The sequence below is a fragment of the Shewanella litoralis genome, assembly GCF_009828585.1.
In the GTDB taxonomy this organism is placed as follows: Bacteria; Pseudomonadota; Gammaproteobacteria; order Enterobacterales; family Shewanellaceae; genus Shewanella; species Shewanella litoralis.
Genome location: NZ_WSRZ01000037.1, coordinates 1 through 21,365, shown reverse-complemented (window position 1 = coordinate 21,365; position 21,365 = coordinate 1). Strand labels below are relative to the sequence as shown.

Sequence of the window (21,365 nt, the reverse complement as noted above, 5' to 3'; positions counted from 1 at the left end):
CTCAATCCTGTAGAACAAGTGTGGCAATGGCTTCGTCAAAATGAACTTGCCAATCGTTGTTTTAGTGGATATGACGATATTGTTGAACAGTGCTCAATTGCATGGAATCACTTTATTGCAGAGCCCGAAAGGATCATTAAATTATGCTCTAGAAGCTGGACAAAACTGACCAGTTAATTAATGTAATTGGTATCACTTTGGTTTAAATCAACGACTGCAGTTGGCTTTTAACCAATTGGTCGAAATTTCGAATCCTTCACGACTCACCATTTTTTGATTTATTCCTTATTATTTACTTCAGTTTATCCATTACAGCTTTCCTGTAATGCTCAAATGCAATGTTCAAATGCAATGTACAAACCAAGCATTAGTTTTCGCTTGTCTACTTTTGTCTCATAGACCTATTGCTAATGTTACTTGAATGTTAATTGACCGATATTGCATAGGATTAGAATAAAATTAAAAGGGAGACAATAATGAAACAAGCAACATTAAGTTTATGTATTGCAGGCGCGATATTAGCGATGAGTGGGGGAGCTCAAGCTGCAACGGATATGACATTTGGGGGATATATAAAAGCCGATGTGATGTTCAGTGATTATGGTAATGGCGCCCCAGAGTCTGGAGCGCTCTCAAGGCAGTTCTATGTACCTGGAACAATTTACGGTACTGAAGGTAATGGGCAGCAGGTGGTTGATTTTCAGGCTCGAGAATCTCGTTTTAACTTTAAAACGGTTACCGATGTAGACGGCCACACGTTAACTGGATTTATTGAGTTAGACTTTATGACTCATACCGATGGTAATGAGCGAGTGTCGAATAGCTACTCACCCCGTATTCGACATGCGTTTGTAAGCTATGATGAATGGACAGTAGGTCAAACTTGGACAACATTTCAAAATCCAGGAGCATTACCCGAGAACCTTGATTTTGTTGGCGCACCAGAAGGCACACCTTTTGTGAGACAGTCGCTAATTCGTTATAGCAGCGGTAATTGGCAATTTGCAATAGAAAACCCAGAAACCACTGTAACACCTTTTGGCGGTGGAGCTCGTATTACTAGTGGGAGTGGTGTAGTGCCAGATTTTATTGGCCGCTACAATTTTAGCACTGCTAATGGATCATCATTTTCTGCGGCTGCTATCGTGAGACAGCTCAATGTAGAACAAGTTATTGGCGGCACGACTTATGACACCTCTGAACTAGGTTATGGAGCGAGTTTTGCGGGTGTAATCCCGGTAGGTAAAGATGATTTTAGATTTACCGCGACTTATGGTGAAGGCCTAGGGCGCTATATGGCATTAAATTATGCTAATGCGGGTGTTATTGATGCTAATGGTGATATTGAAGCGATTAAATCGTTTGGCGGCTTTGTGTCATATCGTCATTGGTGGAACGAACAGTGGCGCTCAAGTGTGACTTTCTCTGGTTTTTCAGCTGACAATGATGTTGCATTGACCGGTGAGGCGGTGAACAAGTCTGCATATTCGGCTTACGTTAATTTGTTGTACTCACCATCTAAACCCGTCACCTTTGGTGTAGAATTTATGCATGCACTTAACGAGCTTGAAAATGGCTTTGAAGGTGACTTAAATCGCGTGATTTTTTCTGCTAAATACGTATTGTAATTTACTGTAATAACACAAAAGGCAACCAGTGAGGTTGCCTTTTTTATGACCACCAGGTTAACAATTTATTTTAATAAATTGTTTTGACGAACATAAGCTTCAAATTCAGTACAACCACCGATTGGCTGCTCATCAATAAAGATTTGCGGCACTGTTTCAACTGTTTTACCTACACTCTTAGAAAGATCTGCTTTTGTGATACCTTCAGCGTGAATATCGACGTACTTAAATTTAAAATCTTCGCTTTGAGCTGCTAATTTTTCAGACAATTCAACAGCACGAACACAATATGGGCAACCTGGGCGGCCAAAAATAACTACAAACATGGTGACTCCTGTTTAATGATATGAGCAATTTATACCATACGTCCTTTTTTTTTCATAATGCATCGCGATTAATTTTGTTTTAACTCATATCGATTTTATATTTGCCTTGGTAATCAAAAAATGAATCAACTAAATCCCAGCGGTGTTTGTTTTTCTTTAACAGCAATAAATCGGGCTGTCTAAAGCGGGCTTTATCAGCGAGGACATCGTTAGCTTGGTTATATTGTGGATGAAGTAAACCGGGTGTGCGAGTGTGGCTCAACACAAACACGGCGTAGAATGCTCGACGTTGAGCGGCGGTAGAAAATTGGAAGTTTTGTTTAAAGTCGTTACCTTCAATGTCAATGTATTGAATGACCAGCTTTTCATCCTGGCACAGTAACAACATTTCTTGGCATTTAAATAAGTGATGGTGCTGAGCATTAAGTACTTGTTTAAGACGTTTATCTGGATCAATTAAGGTCGACTGACAGGTTTGGCAAATACGCGCTGCTATGTCGTTTTCTGCACCGCAGTCTGGACACGACTTTGAGCGAAATCGAAAATCACATTGTTCAGTGTCATCAATCAATCCTTGGCAGCGTCTGCCAAAGTGTTCAATGATGTCGCCATCAGCGTCAACGAGCCCCCAAAAAGTATTGGCGAATTGGCATACAGGGCAATGCACTTGCACAGGAACAGACTTACTGTTTGGTTTGGCCTGGCCAACTTCGGGGTAAAATAAGTCGTAACCATTGGCAGCATAGTCAATCACTAAGCAATCGGTTTTTTTGGGGTAGAGCCGCAAGCCTCGGCCAATCATTTGTTGAAATAGGCTTACTGATGCAGTGGGCCGTAATATTGCGATTAAATCGACATGAGGTGCATCAAAGCCTGTGGTTAACACGGCAACATTGACGATGAATTTAAGCTTTTTGTCTTTGAAGCGTTCGATGATGTCATCACGTTCAGCGTGCGGTGTTTTTGCAGTAATCAATGCCGCATCATCATCCATTAACGTCATTATCTCTTCAGCATGGCGAACGGTCGCGGCAAAAATAAGTACGCCTTGGCGATGTTGTGCTAATTGTCTAACTTGCTTAATAATGGCTGTCGTCGCCCGGCCTTGATGGTGCAGTAGGTTATCAACTTCTGTCGAGTTATATTCATTGGTTTCACCCGGCGCTAAATTACTAAAGTCGTATTGCGCGCTCAGTCCATCAAAAATAGTGGGTTGAGTTAAATAGCCTTTTTTGATTAATGGCCGCATAGGCAACTCAAAAATACATTTTTCAAAGATCGGTTTATCTGTATTGCCCACTTTTCCGTGATAATGATGGCGATATATCCAGCCCAATCCAAGCCGATAAGGTGTGGCGGTCAACCCAAGTAGCTTGATATTAGGGTTCTTAGTGCGTAAATGAGTTAGCAGTTGTTGATACTGGCTGGTTGACTCATTACTGACGCGATGACACTCATCAATAATGACCAGTGAAAATGCTTGAACAAATTGATCGAGTGCGCGAGAAGCGGATTGAACACTGGCGACAACGGTTTTACCATTGGCTTTTTTTTGTTTGAGCCCCGCAGAATATATATTGGCTTCTTGGGTCAATAATCCAACTTTTTCGGCATTTTGTGCCACTAACTCTTTTACATGGGTGAGCACTAAGACATTACCATTGGCGATCCTTGCAAGCTCTGCAATCACAATGCTCTTACCTGCGCCTGTAGGAAGAACTAGTACTGCTGATTGATGGCTGAGTTTAAAATGCGTTACAGCGGCGTCTACGGCTTGCTGTTGGTAATCGCGAAGGTTAATCATCATATTTGAGGTCGTTGGTGGTAATATTTATCTATACATCATCATATTTTGCAACAGAGTAGCATATTCATATTGTGGATAAAGGCCATTGTGTTTACTCGCTTGAAATAAGTGACCATTACCGCCATCGTTGAATACCGAAATGTAAAGAACAAAAAAAGCCCCTCAATGAGGGGCGAAAGAGAAATTGGTCAGGATTTCTCGTGGGTGGATAGAGTACTAAGTTGAGTCACGTTATTCTGTTTTGTTTAAGCGGGTCTCGATTAAGGTATCAATTACCGCTGGATCTGCAAGTGTAGAAGAATCACCTAAATTAGTGACTTCATTGGCAGCAATCTTACGTAAGAAGCGACGCATGATTTTGCCTGAGCGTGTTTTAGGTAAACCGCTCGCCCATTGGATCAGATCTGGGGTTGCTAGAGCACCAATCTCTTTGCGCACCCATTGGCGCAATTCTTGACGTAATTCTTCAGTTGGCTCAACGTCGCGTGTTAAGGTGACGTAGGCATAAATTCCTTGGCCTTTAATGTCGTGTGGGTAACCTACAACAGCCGCTTCAGCGACGAGATCATGCGACACTAACGCACTTTCTACTTCTGCTGTGCCTAAACGGTGACCTGATACGTTAATCACATCATCGACTCGACCTGTAATCCAGTAATAACCATCTTCATCACGACGGGCACCGTCACCGGTAAAGTACATGCCACGGAATGTTTTAAAGTAGGTTAGGGCAAATCTGTCATGGTCACCGTATACGGTACGCATTTGACCTGGCCATGAGTCAAGAATCACCAGGTTACCTTCTGTAGCGCCTTCAACGATATTGCCCATGTTGTCGACTAATGCAGGTTGTACCCCAAAAAATGGACGGGTAGCAGAACCTGGTTTAGTATCTGTTGCGCCCGGTAATGGACTAATGAGAATACCGCCGGTTTCGGTTTGCCACCACGTATCTACAATCGGGCAGTTTTCATGACCGATCACCTCATGGTACCAACGCCACGCTTCAGGGTTAATGGGTTCGCCCACTGAGCCCATAATTCGCAGTGAGTCGCCTTTATAGCTGCTAAATTGCTCTTTGCCTTCGGCCATTAATGCACGGATTAATGTTGGTGCGGTATAAAGAATATTGACATTATGACGGTCAATCATTTCGCCAAGACGTGCAGGCGTTGGATGATTTGGCACACCTTCATGAATTAATACTGTCGCGGCGTTAGCAAATGGGCCATACACCATGTACGAGTGGCCGGTAATCCAACCGACATCGGCTGTACACCAGTAAACTTCATCGGCTTTATAATCAAACACATACTCGTGTGTCATCGAGGCGTAAACCATGTATCCGCCAGTGGTATGCAACACGCCTTTAGGGTTACCGGTTGAGCCTGAGGTATAGAGTAAAAACAATGGGTCTTCAGCGTTCATTTCAACAGGTTGGCAATATTCAGAAGCGACTTCCATTAACGAATGCCACCACACATCACGGCCTTCAACCCAATCAATATCGCCACCGGTACGTTTTAATACAATGACTTTTTCAACCGAGGTGACATCAGGGTTGGCAATCGCTTCATCAACACTGCGTTTTAACGGAATTTTACGGCCACCACGTACGCCTTCATCTGAAGTAATGAGTACTTTAGATTTACCGTCAATGACTCTTGCTGCAATTGAATCTGGCGAGAATCCACCAAATACCACAGAGTGAACCGCACCAATTCGGGCACAAGCAAGCATCGCTACAGCGGCTTCTGGTACCATAGGCATGTAAATTGTGACGATATCGCCTTTGCCAACACCCTGGCTGCGTAATGCATTGGCAAATTTACAAACGTCAGCATGTAATTCTGCATAGGTGATTTTACGCTGTTCATTGGCATCATCACCTTCCCAAATGATGGCCAGTTTATCACCGTGCTGTTCTAAATGACGGTCTAAACAATTTGCTGAGGCATTTAAGGTGCCGTCATAAAACCAGTTGATTGATAAATTGTGATCATCAAATGAGGTTTTTTTAATTTTGGTGTAAGGTTTAATCCAATCGATACGTTTGCCGTGTTCTCTCCAAAAACCTTCTGGATTAACAATGGACTCCTGGTACATTTTCTTATATTGATCGTTATTAACCAGTGCGTTGTCTGCAATGTCACTAGGAACTTTGTAAAGAGACTGCGAGCTCATAGGGCTTCCCTTTCTAAAAAATGGCGTAGCTAAAGTATCATCTGCAACCGACTATCAAAACTATTAGACCTTGGTCTAGTTTTAAAATATCCTTAATATTTAGTCTGTTGCACGTGTTAAGATGCGTAAAAAGTACAGTGGATAACGAGCAAAATCTCAAATTTAGCTAGGGTCGATTGTTTTATGTCCAACCCGCTTTGTTGGCGTAAGAATAAAATTGACTGTAAATAACAATAAAATGATAGCGGACGCCTAATGAATTTAACTCTTATTGTTGCCGTAATTGCGGTGTGCTATGTGTCACTTCTGTTTATTTTGGCATGGGGCGCGGAGCGTTGGTTTAGTAAAATTAGCCAAAAACTGCAAGTGTGGATTTACGGCTTAAGTTTGGCGGTGTATTGCTCATCATGGAGTTTTTTGGGCACAGTAGGGCAATCTGCTACTGATTTATGGTCTTTTTTACCTATTTTTGTTGGCCCCATTTTAGTGTTTACCCTTGGTTTTGGTATGTTGCGTAAAATGGTGGTGGTGTCTAAAGCGCAAAATATTACCTCGGTGGCTGACTTTATTGCAGCCCGTTATGGTAAGTCACAGTTACTAGCCGCAATTGTTACCCTTATTGCACTCTTTGGCATCATGCCGTACATCGCGCTGCAATTAAAAGCGATGGTGTTTAGCCTTAATCTATTTCAGCCCGACGACAACCCGTTAAGCCCCGTTGCTGTACCGCTTTTAATCACTATGCTATTGGCCGTATTTGCCATTTTATTTGGCACTCGAAAACTTGATGCCACCGAGCATAATCCCGGAATGATGGTCGCTATTGCGTTTGAGTCTTTGGTTAAATTAGCCGCCTTTATTGTTGTTGGCGTTGTGATTAGCTTTGGTTTTTTTGATGGGTTTGGCGATATTTGGCAGCAAGCCTCAGCGAAAGGATTAATAGAAAATAGCCACTTGCGGCTTGAGTCATTTTTACCTGAACTATTTGTCGGTATGGCGGCATTTTTATGTATGCCAAGACAGTTTCACGTGATGGTGGTGGAATGTGGCGGCGAGCATATTTTAAAAAAATCGCGTTGGATATTTCCTATTTATTTAGCTTTATTTGGCATGTTTGTTGCGCCTTTAGCATTGGCTGGCAAAGTGTTGTTAGGAGACTCTGTCGCTGCTGATACCTATGTAATTAACCTCCCATTGGCACTAGACCAACCTTTTTTAGCCGTGATTGCTTTATTGGGCACCTTATCAGCAGCGACGGGTATGGTGATTGTTGCAGTGGTCACCATCAGTGTGATGGTGAGCAACGAATGGCTCGTACCATTTTTGTTGCGCACAGGGCAGATCAGAGAGAAAAACTTTAGCCAGTTTTCGCAATTGCTATTAAATGTTCGGCGTTTAGCGATTGTAGTGATTTTAGGCTTTGGTTATTTAAGCTATTTAACCTTGGCTGACAGTGATTCGTTGTCGCATTTAGGTATGTTGTCATTTGGTGCATTTTCGCAATTAGCGCCGGCACTGGTGGGGGGATTGTATTGGAAGCACGGTAATCGTACCGGGGTTTATCTCGGCCTTGCTGTTGGCTTTAGCTTGTGGTGTTTTATCTTACTTCAAGGTGCTGGAGCAAGGTTAATTGGCGGTGAGTTTGATTTGCTTAATTCTATTACACCTAATGTCAGTGACACCTTAGTCGCGTTACTGGCTAATGTGGTGTGTTACGTGTTGGGGTCTATTTGGTTTAGGGCAGGGGTTGCTGAGCGGATTCAGGCAAGTCACTTTGTTAAACCCTGGTCATTAAAGCAAGATACAAATAAGCGCCAAGGGCCCATTTCACAACAAGATTTATTAATCTTGGCTAGTCGGTTTGTCAGCCCGACTCGTGCGTATGAAAGTTTTAGTCGTTTTTCACCCGAGGCGGTAAAAAGTGACAGTTGGTATAAGGCTGCGCCAGAGGAGCTCATTGCCCACACTGAGCATATGTTGTCTGGTGTGCTTGGTGCCTCCAGTGCATCATTAGTGATGGACTCAGTACTGCAAGGCCGTGATTTAGCGCTCGATGAAGTGTTCAGCTTGGTTGATGAAGCCTCATCCAAAATCATTTTAAGTCAGGATATGCTGCGCGGCGCCATTGAACATGCCTATGAAGGGATGAGCGTGGTCGATAAAGATCTTAATTTAGTTGCATGGAATTATCGTTATGCCGATCTATATCAATACCCAGAAGGCTTCTTGCAGCAAGGTATGCCAATTGCCGATGTAGTGCGCTTTAATGCATCACGCGGATTTTGTGGCTCTGGTGATATAGAAGAAAAAGTGGCTATTAGGGTACAGCATATGCGCAATGGCACGCCGCATACTTCAGAGCGTGAACGTCGTGACGGTAAAGTGATTAAAATCCAGGGTAACCCAATGCCAGATGGCGGCTTTGTGATGACCTTTACTGATATCACTCAATATCGTTTACAAGAAAAAGCCTTACTTGAAGCCAATGAAACCCTAGAAAGTCGAGTGCAAGAACGTACTTATGAACTGGCGATGCTCAACAGTGAGTTACTTGAAGCTAAAGCACAAGAAGAGCTTGCGAATGCCTCCAAAACTCGGTTTTTAGCCGCAGTAGGCCACGATTTAATGCAACCACTTAATGCGGCGAGGTTGTTTACTGCGTCACTGGCACAATACCCTAATTTAGATTTAGAGGCGCGTACCACGTTAACCCACGTGAATAGCTCTTTAAAAATTGCCGGTGAGCTCCTTACCGACTTACTGGATATTTCTAAGCTTGACTCTGGCATGGTGGATGTTAATCGCCGCGACTTTTCAATTTCAGAGGTGATTAATGGATTGGCCATTGAATTTGACGCAATGGCAGGCGATAACCAAATATCGTTTGCGATGGTGCCGTGTTCAGCAACCGTAAACTCTGATCCGTCTTTATTGAGGCGCATATTGCAAAACTTTTTAACCAATGCGTATCGATATGCTCGCGGTGGTAGGGTGTTATTAGGTTGTCGTCATCGAGGGGAGTTTATTGAGATTCAAGTGCTCGATACTGGATGCGGTATCGATGAGCATGAAACCCAAGAAATTTTTAAAGAGTTTAAACGCTTAAACCATCCCAGTAGCCGCAATGTGAGTGGTTTAGGTCTTGGTTTGGCGATTGCTGACAGAATAAGTAAAGTCCTCGACCATCAAATCCAGGTGCGTTCAGAGTTAGGTGTAGGTTCAATGTTCTCCATTATTGTACCGTTAGGGCAAACGGTCAGTCAGGTGGTAACCAAACCAATTCCGTCGCTTATGCAACCTCTTGCAGGTGTTAAGGTGTTATGTATTGACAACGAAGAAGCCATTTTAGCAGGGCTTGATTCACTTTTAAGCCGTTGGCAATGTGAGGTCATTTGCGCAACCGATATCGCTGATGCACGCATTAAACTGGGGCTTAAAGGCGTTGCACCAGACATTATTTTGGCAGATTATCATTTAGATGATGATAAAAATGGCGTTGATGCCATGGATGATATTCGCTCACGCTATGGTGCGCACGTGCCCGGGATTTTGATTACCGCCAACACCAATAAAGATCTTGTTGATGACATTGAACGACGCGGTTATCACTATATGGCAAAAATGGTTAAACCAGCGGCGTTGCGCGCGTTAATTTCGAGTTTAGTTAAAAAATAATCTGAGGTTTACATGATCACAGCATACGGCGATAGCGTTTCTGGCAACTGCTACAAAGTGCAACTGGTGTTACATATGCTCAATATTGAGCATCAATGGCAAGAGATGAGTATTGCTAATGGTGATACACAAACCAACGCTTATTTAGCTAAAAATCCAGCAGGCAAAATACCGCTAATTGAACTTGATGATGGCAGAGTATTATCTGAATCAAACGCGATTATGGGCTATTTAGCTGCGTGCTCTACGCTTATCCCAACGGATGAGTTTAGCAAAGCAAAAATGTATCAATGGTTGTTCTTTGAGCAATATAGTCATGAGCCTTATATTGCCGTTGCCCGTTATATTCAACTGTATTTAGGCTTACCAGATGACCGTTTAGCCGAGTATCACTCTTTACATGCTAAAGGCTATAAGGCGCTCAGCGTCATGGAGTCTACACTTTCACAGCAGCCATTTCTGTGTGGCGAGCAATTTACCTTAGCGGATATTGCGCTTTATGCTTATACCCATGTGGCACATCAAGGTGGTTTTGATTTAGTGGAATATCCGCACATCAGAGGTTGGTTAACCCGCATTGCACAAATACCAGGCTTTGTTGCAATGCAGGCTTAATGCCAAACAGTGTTGTTTAGGCGTTTTGTTTGCTAATGTGAATTCAAGCGATTATGACATTACCGCACCACTACTGAGTAAGGTGTTAAATACCGAATAAGCAATAAATAACATAATAGCGCCAACCAAGGCATCAATTACACGTTGTATTTTCGGTTTACCTAACCAAGGTGCCAATTTGGCGGCTCCAAACGCGAGGCTGTAAAACCATAACACTGATGCCAATACTGTGCCTATGGCAAATGCCCATCGTTCATTGCCCTCAAACATGCCGCCCACACTGCCTAAAATCATCACGGTATCAAGGTAAACATGAGGGTTGAGTAACGTCACTGCCAGTGTGGTGCCAATAATGTGTTTACGACTATTGGCTGCAGCTTCATGGGTTGTCACTTGATATTGATTTCGCCATACGTTACGCAAAGAAATGGCAGCATAAACAATCAGAAAACTAATCCCACCCCAGCCGATAATTAACATCAACCATTCGCTACTGGCGATGAGCTTACCGCCGCCAAAAATCCCGAGGCCAATCAAAATGACATCACAAAACATGCAAATGGTTGCCGCTAAAATGTGATGATTACGCTTAATCCCCTGGCTGAGTAAATAGGAGTTCTGCGCGCCAATAGGAATGATCATCCCAGCGCCGAGAATTAAACCTTGCAGTAATGCTGAGGTAACCATGAGTGTCCTTATGACGAATTTGCTTGTTAATAAGCCGCTAAAGTACTCATTGTTTATGTATAAGTTAAATTAATAATTTTACTTATACATAAGAATAATTAATGAAGGTGGCGAATCGATCCGCTAAGATGACCGCATTAAACCAAAAGGTGATTGCGCATGAGTAAACTCGACTACAAATTACTGCAAGCATTAAGCTGTGTGATTAAAGAGCAAAGCTTTGAACGAGCAGCCAATGTATTGTGTTTGTCGCAATCTGCGGTGTCACAAAGGATTAAACAATTAGAACAGCAGCTGGCTCAATCTGTTGTGATAAGAAGTCATCCAATCCGCGCTACGGCGTTAGGTCAGCAACTTTTAAGGCATTATTACCAAGTCGTGCAGCTAGAGGCGGAATTACTGCCAAGTGTGATGCCTAATGCGCCATTAACCCCGTTAACATTGCATATTGCCACCAATGCCGACTCTCTGGCGACCTGGCTTATTCCGGCGATTGCCCCTTTAATTAAAAAGCATCTATTAGAAGTCAATTTATTGATTGAAGATGAGGAACGCACCCTTGAGCGGCTCAAAGATGGTCAATCATTTGGAGCCATTGCGGTACAAGATGTTGCGATAAAAGGGTGCCAGTTAACGCGATTAGGCAGGATTAATTATATTGTTGTTGCGACGCCAGAGTTTGTTGAACGTTACTTTTGTGATGGGATAAATGCGCAAACGTTAATGCGAGCGCCAGGGATAGCCTTTGATCATAAAGACAATATGCACACCCGTTTTATTGAGCAACACTTTGGTTTAGAAGAAGGCCAATACCCACTGCACGCCGTGCGCTCATCAGAAGCCTTCATTAATATGACTAAACACGGCGCTGCTTATTGTTTAGCGCCACAATTACAAGTTAGCAATGAGCTCGCCAGTGGAGAATTAGTGCAGATCCTGCCTGATAAAGTCATTGAAGAGACACTGTATTGGCACCATTGGATTTTACTCAAGGGAATTTATAAAGAAGTCTCTGACGCGATCATATCCCATGCCCAGCAAGTATTGGCTGAGTTTGATTAGCCGTGGCTAATAAATTGCTGTTTGTTGCGGCTATCTGCAATGCTGCCTGCAACGCTTACCATTGCTGAGGTGAGTTGCGTTAGTTGCGCAGCACTAATCGTGTAAGGCGGCATAATATAAATGTATTTATTAAACGGCCTTACCCAGACCCCAAGGTCAACAAACGCTTGTTGTAATTGTGCGGTATTGACGCTGCTCACCATTTCAATCACCCCAACGGCGCCTAATACACGTACATCTTGTACTTGGGCTAAATCAGTGGCACTGGCGAGCTCTTGTTTAAGTTGGGCTTCAATGGCGCTGACTTGTTGTTGCCAGTCACCTTGAAGCAATAAATCTAAACTGGCAGTGGCAGCCGCGCAGGCTAATGGATTGCCCATGAACGTAGGGCCGTGCATAAACACGCCTGCTGGTGAGTCACTAATGCCACTGGCGACTTCGTCACTGCACAAGGTTGCGGCTAAACTGATGTAACCGCCAGTAAGCGCCTTACCTACACATAAAATATCCGCTTCAATGTTAGCGTGCTCATAAGCAAAGCATGTTCCGGTGCGGCCAAAACCGGTGGCAATTTCATCAAGTATTAATAGCACCTGGTATTCATCGCATAAGGCTCGCAGCTTCGTTAAGTAGGCTGGCGAGTAAAAACGCATTGCGCCTGCACCTTGCATAATCGGTTCGATAATCACCGCGGCAATGTCTTGATGATGTTGGCTAAATGCATGCTCTAAGGCATTACTATCGGTTTGATTTAGTGGCTCATTAAATTTCGATGTTGGCGCGGGGATAAATACTTGTTTAGTGACATTATTACCAAACATGGTGTGCATGCCGCCGTCTGGGTCGCACACACTCATGGCGGCAAAAGTATCGCCATGATAACCACTTTTAACCGTCATAATTCGCTGTTTTTGCGGTTTATTGCGCCCTTGCCAATATTGCAGCGCCATCTTTAGGGACACTTCAACGGCAATAGAGCCTGAGTCGGCCAAAAATACTTTGGTTAAATTAGCGCTGGTCATTTGCACTAGGCGTTTTGACACTTCAATAGCTGGTTGGTGGGTAATGCCGCCAAACATCACATGGCTTAGGCTTAAAAGTTGCTGTTGCATGGCAGCTAATATGGTCGGATGACTATAACCATGGACACATGACCACCATGAACTGGTGCCATCAATTAACACTTCGCCACTGTCTAAAGTCAACTCGCAACCTTGAGCAGAAACCACACCATAGACAGGCAGGGCCTGGGTCATAGAGGTATAAGGATGCCAAATATGTTGCTGATCAAAAGTATAATCGATAGTGGTATTTGTGTTTGAAAGTGTCATAATTATAGGTGCTCGCTTTTTAACCGCTTGTAAAGGGCGAAGTGTTCGCTGCGTTGACAGTTTACGGGCTCAGGGTATCCTAGCCAACAGAAAATCAAAATAAAGGAAAGATCCATGTCGTTAGCTGAAGTTCGTCACGATTGGCAAAAAGCAGAAATCGAAGCATTGTTTGCATTGCCGATGAATGATTTATTGTTTAAAGCCCACAGTATTCATCGTGAAACGTTTGATCCTAACGAAGTGCAGATCAGTCGTCTTTTATCGATTAAAACCGGTGCATGCCCTGAGGATTGTAAATACTGTCCTCAAAGCGCGCGTTATGACACCGGGCTTGAGAAAGAACGTCTACTTGAAATTGAAAAAGTATTAACAGAGGCTAAAAGTGCTAAAGCCGCAGGCGCATCACGTTTTTGCATGGGTGCCGCCTGGCGTAACCCGCGCGATAAAGACATGCCGTATTTAACCCAAATGGTTAAAGATGTGCGTGCCTTAGGCATGGAAACCTGCATGACCTTAGGCATGTTGTCATCAGAACAGGCCGATCAACTGGCCGATGCGGGTTTAGACTATTACAACCACAACCTCGATACCTCGCCTGAATATTATGGCGATGTGATTACCACGCGAACCTATCAAAGCCGCTTAGATACCTTATCGAATGTACGCGCCTCAGGCATGAAAGTGTGTTCTGGTGGTATTGTCGGTATGGGCGAACAAACCACTGACCGCGCCGGTTTACTGCAACAGTTAGCCAATTTAGAGCATCACCCAGATTCAGTGCCTATCAATATGTTAGTGAAAGTTGCAGGTACACCGTTTGAAAAGTTAGATGATCTTGACCCACTTGAATTTGTGCGCACCATTGCGGTTGCACGTATTTTGATGCCTAAGTCGCGGGTACGTTTATCTGCTGGGCGTGAAAACATGAGCGATGAATTACAATCAATGTGCTTCTTTGCTGGTGCGAATTCAATTTTCTACGGCTGTAAGTTACTGACTACGCCAAACCCAGAAGAAAACGATGACATGACGTTGTTCCGTCGTTTGGGTTTACACCCAGAGCAGGGGCCACAAGCCAATATTGAATCTGACAGCGCATTGCTTGCTCAGGCCAGTGCTAAGCAAGATAAGTCTACCAAGCAATTTTATGATGCCGCAGCACTGTAATTCGCCATGGCAAAATCAGACCTGTCAGTAAAGGATAACCATCCACTTGCTCAGCGGATCAATAATACGCTTGCGCAATTACACACGACGGGCCTTTTACGTCAAAGGCGAGTTAACGGGCTTGTTTCGCAAACCAAGATGATTGATTTTAGCCATAATGATTATCTTGGCTTATCTCAAGAACCTGCGTTAGCTCAGGCCCTTTTTCAAGGAGCGCAACAATACGGTGTAGGCAGTAGGGCATCGCCGTTAGTCAGTGGTTACAGTGTTGCCCATCAACAACTTGAACAACGCTTATGTGAGCTAACGGGTCACCAGGCGTGTATGCTATTTAGCTCAGGTTTTAGCGCCAATAGCGCCTTGATGAAAACACTCTTTAATGCTGATGACACTGTGATTGCAGACAAATTAGTGCATGCATCTGTGATTGATGGTTTGAAAGACAGCCAATGTAAAATTAGCCGTTTTTTACATAATGATCTTAGTAGCGCCGCGCGGGCGATTGAGCGCAACCCAGGCTGCGCTGTGGTGACTGAAAGCGTATTTAGCATGGACGGTGATACTGCGCCAATCACTGAACTTTCGCATTTATGTCGCGAGCATCATTGCTGGTTGATTGTTGATGATGCTCACGGCTTTGGTGTGTTACCGAATGACTGGGTTAATGCAGGCAAAGTCGATATTCAAGTGGTCACCTTTGGCAAAGCATTAGGTTGTCAGGGGGCGGCAATTTTAGCCTCTCAAGATGTCATTGATTATCTGGTGGCGACAACGCGGGAATATATCTACTCAACGGCGTTATCTCCTGCCAATGCTCATTTAGCATTAGCGGCGATTAATTGGCAATATTCGCATCCGCAATTGCTAACCCAACTGTTGGCCAATATCGCACTGTTTAGACAGGTTGCTTTACAAAATCAATTACCGTTAACTGAGTCGTTAACGGCTATCCAACCGATTATGGTTGGTGATAATCAACGTGTGATTGCTATTGCTAAACAGTTAACTCAGCAAGGTTTTTTGGTGGGTGCAATACGTTCGCCTACAGTGCCTATGGGGCAAGCGCGATTACGGATCACCCTCAATGCTCAGCACCAGGCTGACGATATTCGCGCCTTGGTTGCTGCACTCGCATCGCTGATGAATCACAATGATGCAGACACAAACACATCAGTACCTTTACAGACATTGTAACGACATCAATTTGGATCAATGAGCAACCTCATGACGTTAGATAATCCACTGGCCAACAAGTTTTCAACCGCGGCAAGCCAATACAAACAGCATGATGTATTGCAACGCTTAAGTGCGCAAAAATTGTTACAGCAAGCAAATTTAACCGGCACGTTATTGGATGTGGGTGCTGGGCCTGGTACCGATTTTGGCGCATTTAATGCCATTAATCAGGTTGTTGCAGTCGATATTGCCCATGGGATGCTCACTGAGTTAACCCAACAATTTACAGATTATTTGCCTTTGTGTAGTGATGCCCAGGCCTTAGGGTTACAAACAGCGTCTGTTGACAGCATTTATTCTAATTTGGCATTGCAGTGGTGCCCCAAATTGCCTCAAGCGTTTTGTGAGTTTCAGCGCGTGTTACGCCCAAATGGTGAGTGTCATTTGAGTATTGTGGCAGATGGCAGTTTAGCCGAGTTAACAACCTTAGGTTTTCATGTCAATCAATTCAACTCTGTTTCGGCGTTAAAACAAGCATTTATGTCATCTCAAATCCAGGGCGATACATGGCAAAGTATTGATATTAGACTTGAAAGCATTCAAGTCTATTTTGATGATTTACGTAGCCTGTTGTATTCAATTAAAGGGGTTGGGGCATCATTTGCTCAGCATCAACATAACCCGAACAGACCAGTGTTAAAAAAGCAGCAATGGCAACAACGAGTTGAATTAGCCAACACGCTGCGTACAGATAAAGGCATTCCTTTAACGTATCAAATCGCGTTTATCCGCGCCAAACGGGGCTAACAGTATGTTGTATTTTGTCACCGGAACCGACACCGATAGCGGTAAAACCTTAATATCCGCCGCTTTGCTAGCTAAAGCACAAGGGCATAAATGCGGGTTTAAACCCATTGCTTCAGGTTGTGACGTGACCGAAGATGGTTTACGCAACAGCGATGCGCTGATGTTAATGGCGCAATCTAATATGGGGCTCGCGTATCATGAGATTAACCCTATCAGTTTTGCACCTGCAATTGCGCCTCATATTGCAGCATCGCAGGTTAATATCGCGTTAAGTGCACAAGGTGTGCTTGATTCGATGTTTCATCCGGCAATGGTCAATGCCGACTTTGCTTTGATTGAAGGGGCTGGTGGTTGGCGTTTACCGTTAGGTAATGGCGAGTACCTATCTGATACGGTTAAATTATTGCAGACTAGGCTTCAACAAGAGACATCCACTTATGGCAATAGTGTTCAATTAACTCATGCTGTAACGAAAAACACGACACTTGAAGTCATTCTGGTGGTGGGGATGAAACTCGGCTGCTTAAATCATGCGTTGTTAACGCAAGAAGCGCTACTAGCTGATGGATTGAGTATTGCTGGTTGGGTGGCAAATCAGGTGGATGCCGACATGGCGTTTATTGACGACAACTTGCAAAGTTTACAACAGATGATGCAAGCGCCATTTTTAGGTTATGTGCCACACCTTGCCAATCCGAGCGCCGAAAATGCAGCAGGATATCTGCAATTGCCTCAATAATGATTAAATTAATAAAAAGCTCAGCGCTGTTTTCATCATAATGATTGATTACAACGCTGAGCTTTTTAGCGTTCAATAAAAGCTTAATCGTTTAACTTGAGATTGGCATCACTCGATTACGGCCAAGGCGTTTTGCCTCATACAATAACTTGTCAGTCGCTTCAATTAATTGACCCACATTTTGTTTGGGTTTCCACTCTGCAACACCAAATGAAGCCGTAATCGAATCAATCACTTTGTCGCTACGACGGTCTTTCACACTGAGTTTTTCCAGTGCTCTACGTATCCCTTCAGCTAGCTGTCTTGCCACTCTCAATTGGCTACTTGGCACAATAATCGCGAACTCTTCTCCACCATATCGGTATAGTTTTATTCCATCACGACACGCTTCCTGGATACGTTTAGCAACGGTTTTTAACACGAGGTCGCCCAATTGATGGCCAAAGGTATCATTAAAGTTTTTAAAGTGATCAATGTCGATTAAAATCAGGCATGTACCTGTTGGCGATAAATCAATTTGTGCTTCAATATCATGATTGAAAGCGCGTCGGTTTAACACATTGGTTAAGGCATCAAATAGCATGTCTTTTTCAGATTCAGCTAATCGTGTTTTAAGGGTATCAATTTCAGATTGGGCTTTTTGCAATTGCTCAGTAAAGCTCACAGTGCTTGAGCGAATGCTAGATGACTCTTTTACAATACTTCTAACAACACCAATGACTTGCTCAAGCGAAAACCCTTTGGTTTCCAAGTCACTTAACTTTTTAAAATCTTTGTCTATTTGAGTTTGAAATGTTTCAGTGTCTAAATTGGTGTCTCTGAGAGATTGTGACAATTCACATACCATGGCATCCAAATTTTTACGCATGTCACGTACATCAAGTTCTACAGGATCGGCCACATGTTTTCGATATAACAATTCACTGGTAACAGGAGAGCATGTTTGATTCTGTTTTATTGCGGTATCGAGTTCTTGATTTAACAATGGGTTTTGCTCACCAACATATGCATACCAAAGCGCGTAGTTTGTTGGTGTGGTCGGGATTTTATATTTGAGCATTAACGGTACTGCTTTTTTCAAGTTGGCAGCAGCGGTCTGTAATAACGTGTTAGACATTAATTGCCTCATCAATAGGGCGATAAAAAGACATTTAGGTGATGGGTTATAATAGAATTAATAGTAGGACATTATCATTTAACTGATCACAAAAAAAGCATCCTAAGATGCTTTTATGGCAATAACATACGCGCTCTAGAATACATATGAAAGGGCAAACATAGGCCCGGTAAAACTGTAGCTGATTTTATGATCGAAGGTTCTGAGTTCATTGTTGCTCATTTTACGTTGTTTTTCTATCGTGATATCGACGTCATAATAATTATAAGCGAGCTTTAACGACCAGTTGTCGCAGAACTTAGTTTCTACCCCTAAGCGGACATCAATAAGTGAACCATCGACATCATCATACTTGATTGAAAAATATTGCGCATGCGCTGAAAAATGCCAACCATGATAAAACTCATAAGCACCATAAATACCGATATTAGGCAATGGCGCAGTCAGCGTATCATCTACTACTTCAGGCGTTGCAACCACATTACTGCATAGGCTGGTGAGGGATGAGTCTGGTATGCAAGTGCCTATTGTGCCTTTGAATACGGCTTCTACAAACATGGTGTGCAGCCCAATAGAAAATCCCACTGCATAATCAGTACCTTGCCAAACATCGTATCCATAACCTACACGTAAAATATCGATATTTAATTCAGTGTTAAGTTTAGCGCCCACTTCTATTAAATAATCTTTACCATCAATATCTTCAAGAATGAAGTCCTGGCTTACGGCATTATTATCGGCTTTTCTGTCGAGAGACTTCCAGTCGATAAAAAAATTATGGCGTTGATTAAAAGAGTAGGTGAGTTCGAAATAGGGGAGGTATTGTTCTTCAGCGAGTAACAGTTCATCTTCAAAATCGATCGGGAATGATCCGCCGGTTTTAGGGCTGGTAACAGCGATATTGGAATCGGAGTTAGCATAAAATACCCCAATGTCGAGGGTAAGTTTATCAGTTACTGACGATGAATCACTATTATGGCTACTCGCTGCATAGGCAGTTTGAGTGCTTAATAGCATCATGACAATATAAAAAAGGGGCCTTATCATTGAAACTCCGCATTTATTATTTTTTCTAGTGTTACAAGATATGCGTCTTCATATGATGCTGTTGCCGTATTTAAGATTGATTATATTTGCATTCGACCATAACCAATGGGGGTTATCAAAATATGTCGTTCATAATGTTCAAACAAAAAATAGGACAAGCTGTTCAGCAGACATATTAGCAGTTTGTAAATAAATGTGAAGTATTTGTATGTAAAAATTGCACCAAATCAAGTTTTCGCTGATAGTTTGAACCTAAAGGCTTAAAAGTGACCTTTTTGTCGAAAAAGCTGATAGCACAAGGGATGAGAGTACTGAATAAGGGAGAGGGTGATTGCATTTTTTGTGACGAGTGACAAAAAGTAGAGCATAAACATGCTCTACCTATGATAGCTTGTTGATTAATTGTTAAATCTTAGGGTTGTTGTTTTGTGGCTTAAATGCACGTTATTCGGACTCATCAGTGTCGGTGCTATCATCGTCTACATCATCGAATTCGATTTCCACTTTTGCACTCGCTGGAGCATGAATGGTACCCACGACGGCATAAAAAGGTTTACCTTTTGCTAAACGACAATACTTAGCCCACAGTAATTCCATGGTGGTTGACGCTGGTAACTGGCCGTTGGCAACCTTTACAAATTGATCTTCATCAACATTACATGGCAACTGATTGCCTTCAGCTAAGTTTTTCATTGCTTGACCATGTTGTTCAAGTAAGTCTGCTTCTTTACTGGTAAAATCACCGCAGCGTTTAAAGCCTTTGGGGAAGTTTGCGTCATCATAGAAGCGTTTAGTAGAGCGGAAACTGTCACTTGACCCATTGGCGTGAGTTTCAATAGCTTGTTTAGCATTGACAAATGATTGCTGAGACATGGCTAATACCTTCTAGATAATGAGATATAAAGATTTTCAACTGGAGTATTGGCTAGTATTATCATTTTTTAAATCAAAATATTTTGTCCTTCATGGTAAAGAATTTTTATGGATACAGATTTATTAAAAACGTTCTTAGAAGTCTCCCGTACACGCCACTTTGGTAAGGCGGCAGAAAATCTTTACTTAACGCGCAGTGCAGTCAGCTTTAGGATTAAACAACTAGAAGGTATTTTGGGGGTCGAGCTTTTTGAACGTCTGCGTAATAATATTCAACCGACTCCCGCCGGTGAACGAATGCTTGGACACGCCGAAGCAGTATTGAATGCGTGGGAAAGGGCAAAACAGGATATTATTTTAAACCAACAACACAGCACACAATTGACTGTATCTGCTGGGCACAATATTTGGGACGCGTATTTACAACCTTTTTTACAACCGCTTCATCTCGGTTTAGAGGGAGTGGCATTGCGTACAGATGTGTTGTCTGGTTCGGTTATGACGCGCCAACTTATTGAACGTACTTTGGACATAGCCATTAGTTTTGATCCGCCAAAACTTGATGAGCTTGAGTTGATTAAACTGGCACAAATTAAATTAGTCTTGGTAACCAAACAACATCATCTTAAGTTATCGCAAGCCTCAAGCATTCCATATATTAAAGTGGATTGGGGCACAGCCTTTAATATCACCCATGCACAAGATTACACTATGCTGCCGCTACCGGTATTGCACACCAGCTCTGCCAGAATGGCATTGGATTTTATATTGAATAACGGCGGTTGCGCCTTTTTACCTGAAGTGCTTGTTAAACCTTATTTAACCAACAAAACCTTATTTATTGTTGAAGGGGCAAACAGCATTACCCGCAATGTGTATGCGGCGTACTGGGCTGAAAATGAAAGGTTGGCTTATATTGAACAAGCCATAGAGATATTGTCCAATAGATTAACCACTGATATTGAGCGGTATATCGATAAATAATGGTCTATGTAAGGCTTCATACACTGGACCTTAAGCATTAAGGCCTGCAAAAATTCCATCTAACGTTATGTCTTTTCTAGATTTTCTTTGTTGTGACTTTTTTGCGTTTATTGTTATATAGCAGACCGCCCAGTCTATCT

The 21,365-nt window shown here is 42.9% G+C and carries 17 protein-coding genes and 1 pseudogene; 10 read left to right on the top strand and 8 right to left on the bottom strand.

The genetic code is table 11. The features are described from left to right. Both GQA99_RS19325 and GQA99_RS19320 read left to right on the top strand, forming a co-directional pair. A pseudogene (locus GQA99_RS19325) lies at positions 1 to 177 on the top strand (IS630 family transposase); the annotation flags it as partial. A 299-nt stretch (positions 178 to 476) separates the two neighbouring features. Further along, a complete protein-coding gene (locus tag GQA99_RS19320; protein WP_160056741.1) occupies positions 477 to 1,628 on the top strand; it encodes a DcaP family trimeric outer membrane transporter in 1,152 nt (383 codons plus the stop codon). Between the two features lie 65 nt (positions 1,629 to 1,693). Here the strand turns inward: GQA99_RS19320 and GQA99_RS19315 are convergent, their stop codons facing one another. The 3 genes from GQA99_RS19315 to acs form a co-directional block, all read right to left on the bottom strand. Then, positions 1,694 to 1,954: a GrxA family glutaredoxin gene (locus GQA99_RS19315; RefSeq protein ID WP_160056739.1), complete on the bottom strand. Its 261-nt coding sequence runs from the start codon at positions 1,952 to 1,954 to the stop codon at positions 1,694 to 1,696. Positions 1,955 to 2,033: 79 nt separating this feature from the next. Continuing rightward, a complete protein-coding gene (gene radD / locus GQA99_RS19310) occupies positions 2,034 to 3,761 on the bottom strand; it encodes a DNA repair helicase RadD (protein WP_160056737.1) in 1,728 nt (575 codons plus the stop codon). Between the two features lie 231 nt (positions 3,762 to 3,992). Further along, on the bottom strand, positions 3,993 to 5,945 hold the full coding sequence (acs, locus tag GQA99_RS19305) for an acetate--CoA ligase (protein ID WP_160056735.1): 1,953 nt from the start codon (positions 5,943 to 5,945) through the stop codon (positions 3,993 to 3,995). Between the two features lie 255 nt (positions 5,946 to 6,200). Here acs and GQA99_RS19300 point away from each other — a divergent pair, with 255 nt between their 5' ends. After that, on the top strand, positions 6,201 to 9,620 hold the full coding sequence (locus GQA99_RS19300; RefSeq protein ID WP_160056733.1) for a hybrid sensor histidine kinase/response regulator: 3,420 nt from the start codon (positions 6,201 to 6,203) through the stop codon (positions 9,618 to 9,620). Positions 9,621 to 9,635: 15 nt separating this feature from the next. Continuing rightward, positions 9,636 to 10,235 (top strand): glutathione S-transferase family protein, encoded by a 600-nt coding sequence (locus tag GQA99_RS19295; protein WP_160056743.1) that lies wholly within the window; start codon positions 9,636 to 9,638, stop codon positions 10,233 to 10,235. Between the two features lie 51 nt (positions 10,236 to 10,286). On the opposite strand, the gene GQA99_RS19290 is transcribed toward GQA99_RS19295, so the two are convergent. Next, complete coding sequence (locus GQA99_RS19290) at positions 10,287 to 10,922, bottom strand: LysE/ArgO family amino acid transporter (RefSeq protein WP_160056730.1); 636 nt, start codon at positions 10,920 to 10,922, stop codon at positions 10,287 to 10,289. 159 nt (positions 10,923 to 11,081) lie between these two features. Between GQA99_RS19290 and GQA99_RS19285 the strand changes: the two genes are divergently transcribed. Beyond that, a complete protein-coding gene (locus tag GQA99_RS19285) occupies positions 11,082 to 11,984 on the top strand; it encodes a LysR family transcriptional regulator ArgP (protein WP_160056728.1) in 903 nt (300 codons plus the stop codon). On the opposite strand, the gene bioA is transcribed toward GQA99_RS19285, so the two are convergent. Beyond that, positions 11,981 to 13,315: an adenosylmethionine--8-amino-7-oxononanoate transaminase gene (gene bioA, locus GQA99_RS19280; protein WP_160056726.1), complete on the bottom strand. Its 1,335-nt coding sequence runs from the start codon at positions 13,313 to 13,315 to the stop codon at positions 11,981 to 11,983. The genes GQA99_RS19285 and bioA overlap by 4 nt on opposite strands. A 114-nt stretch (positions 13,316 to 13,429) precedes the next feature. Here bioA and bioB point away from each other — a divergent pair, with 114 nt between their 5' ends. From bioB to bioD, 4 genes are read left to right on the top strand one after another with little or no spacing between them, the layout of a single operon-like run. Next, entirely contained in the window at positions 13,430 to 14,482 is a 1,053-nt protein-coding gene (gene bioB / locus GQA99_RS19275; protein WP_160056724.1) for a biotin synthase BioB, read from the top strand. Positions 14,483 to 14,488: 6 nt separating this feature from the next. Then, positions 14,489 to 15,676 (top strand): aminotransferase class I/II-fold pyridoxal phosphate-dependent enzyme, encoded by a 1,188-nt coding sequence (locus GQA99_RS19270; protein ID WP_160056721.1) that lies wholly within the window; start codon positions 14,489 to 14,491, stop codon positions 15,674 to 15,676. Positions 15,677 to 15,706: 30 nt separating this feature from the next. Continuing rightward, a complete protein-coding gene (locus tag GQA99_RS19265) occupies positions 15,707 to 16,465 on the top strand; it encodes a methyltransferase domain-containing protein (protein WP_229785972.1) in 759 nt (252 codons plus the stop codon). A gap of 7 nt (positions 16,466 to 16,472) precedes the next feature. Then, complete coding sequence (gene bioD / locus GQA99_RS19260; protein WP_170293573.1) at positions 16,473 to 17,204, top strand: dethiobiotin synthase; 732 nt, start codon at positions 16,473 to 16,475, stop codon at positions 17,202 to 17,204. A 91-nt stretch (positions 17,205 to 17,295) separates the two neighbouring features. Here the strand turns inward: bioD and GQA99_RS19255 are convergent, their stop codons facing one another. The 3 genes from GQA99_RS19255 to GQA99_RS19245 all read right to left on the bottom strand — a co-directional run bounded on the left by GQA99_RS19255 (position 17,296) and on the right by GQA99_RS19245 (position 20,241). Further along, on the bottom strand, positions 17,296 to 18,321 hold the full coding sequence (locus tag GQA99_RS19255; RefSeq protein WP_160056715.1) for a GGDEF domain-containing protein: 1,026 nt from the start codon (positions 18,319 to 18,321) through the stop codon (positions 17,296 to 17,298). 135 nt (positions 18,322 to 18,456) lie between these two features. After that, entirely contained in the window at positions 18,457 to 19,368 is a 912-nt protein-coding gene (locus GQA99_RS19250) for a DUF481 domain-containing protein (RefSeq protein ID WP_160056713.1), read from the bottom strand. A 444-nt stretch (positions 19,369 to 19,812) separates the two neighbouring features. Beyond that, complete coding sequence (locus tag GQA99_RS19245) at positions 19,813 to 20,241, bottom strand: MaoP family protein (RefSeq protein ID WP_160056711.1); 429 nt, start codon at positions 20,239 to 20,241, stop codon at positions 19,813 to 19,815. A 108-nt stretch (positions 20,242 to 20,349) separates the two neighbouring features. On the opposite strand from GQA99_RS19245, the gene hdfR reads away from it, so the two are divergent. Beyond that, positions 20,350 to 21,225 carry an HTH-type transcriptional regulator HdfR gene (gene hdfR, locus GQA99_RS19240; protein ID WP_160056709.1) on the top strand — a complete coding sequence of 292 codons (876 nt, stop codon included), beginning with the start codon at positions 20,350 to 20,352 and terminating at the stop codon, positions 21,223 to 21,225. The last annotated feature ends 140 nt before the right edge of the window (positions 21,226 to 21,365 follow it).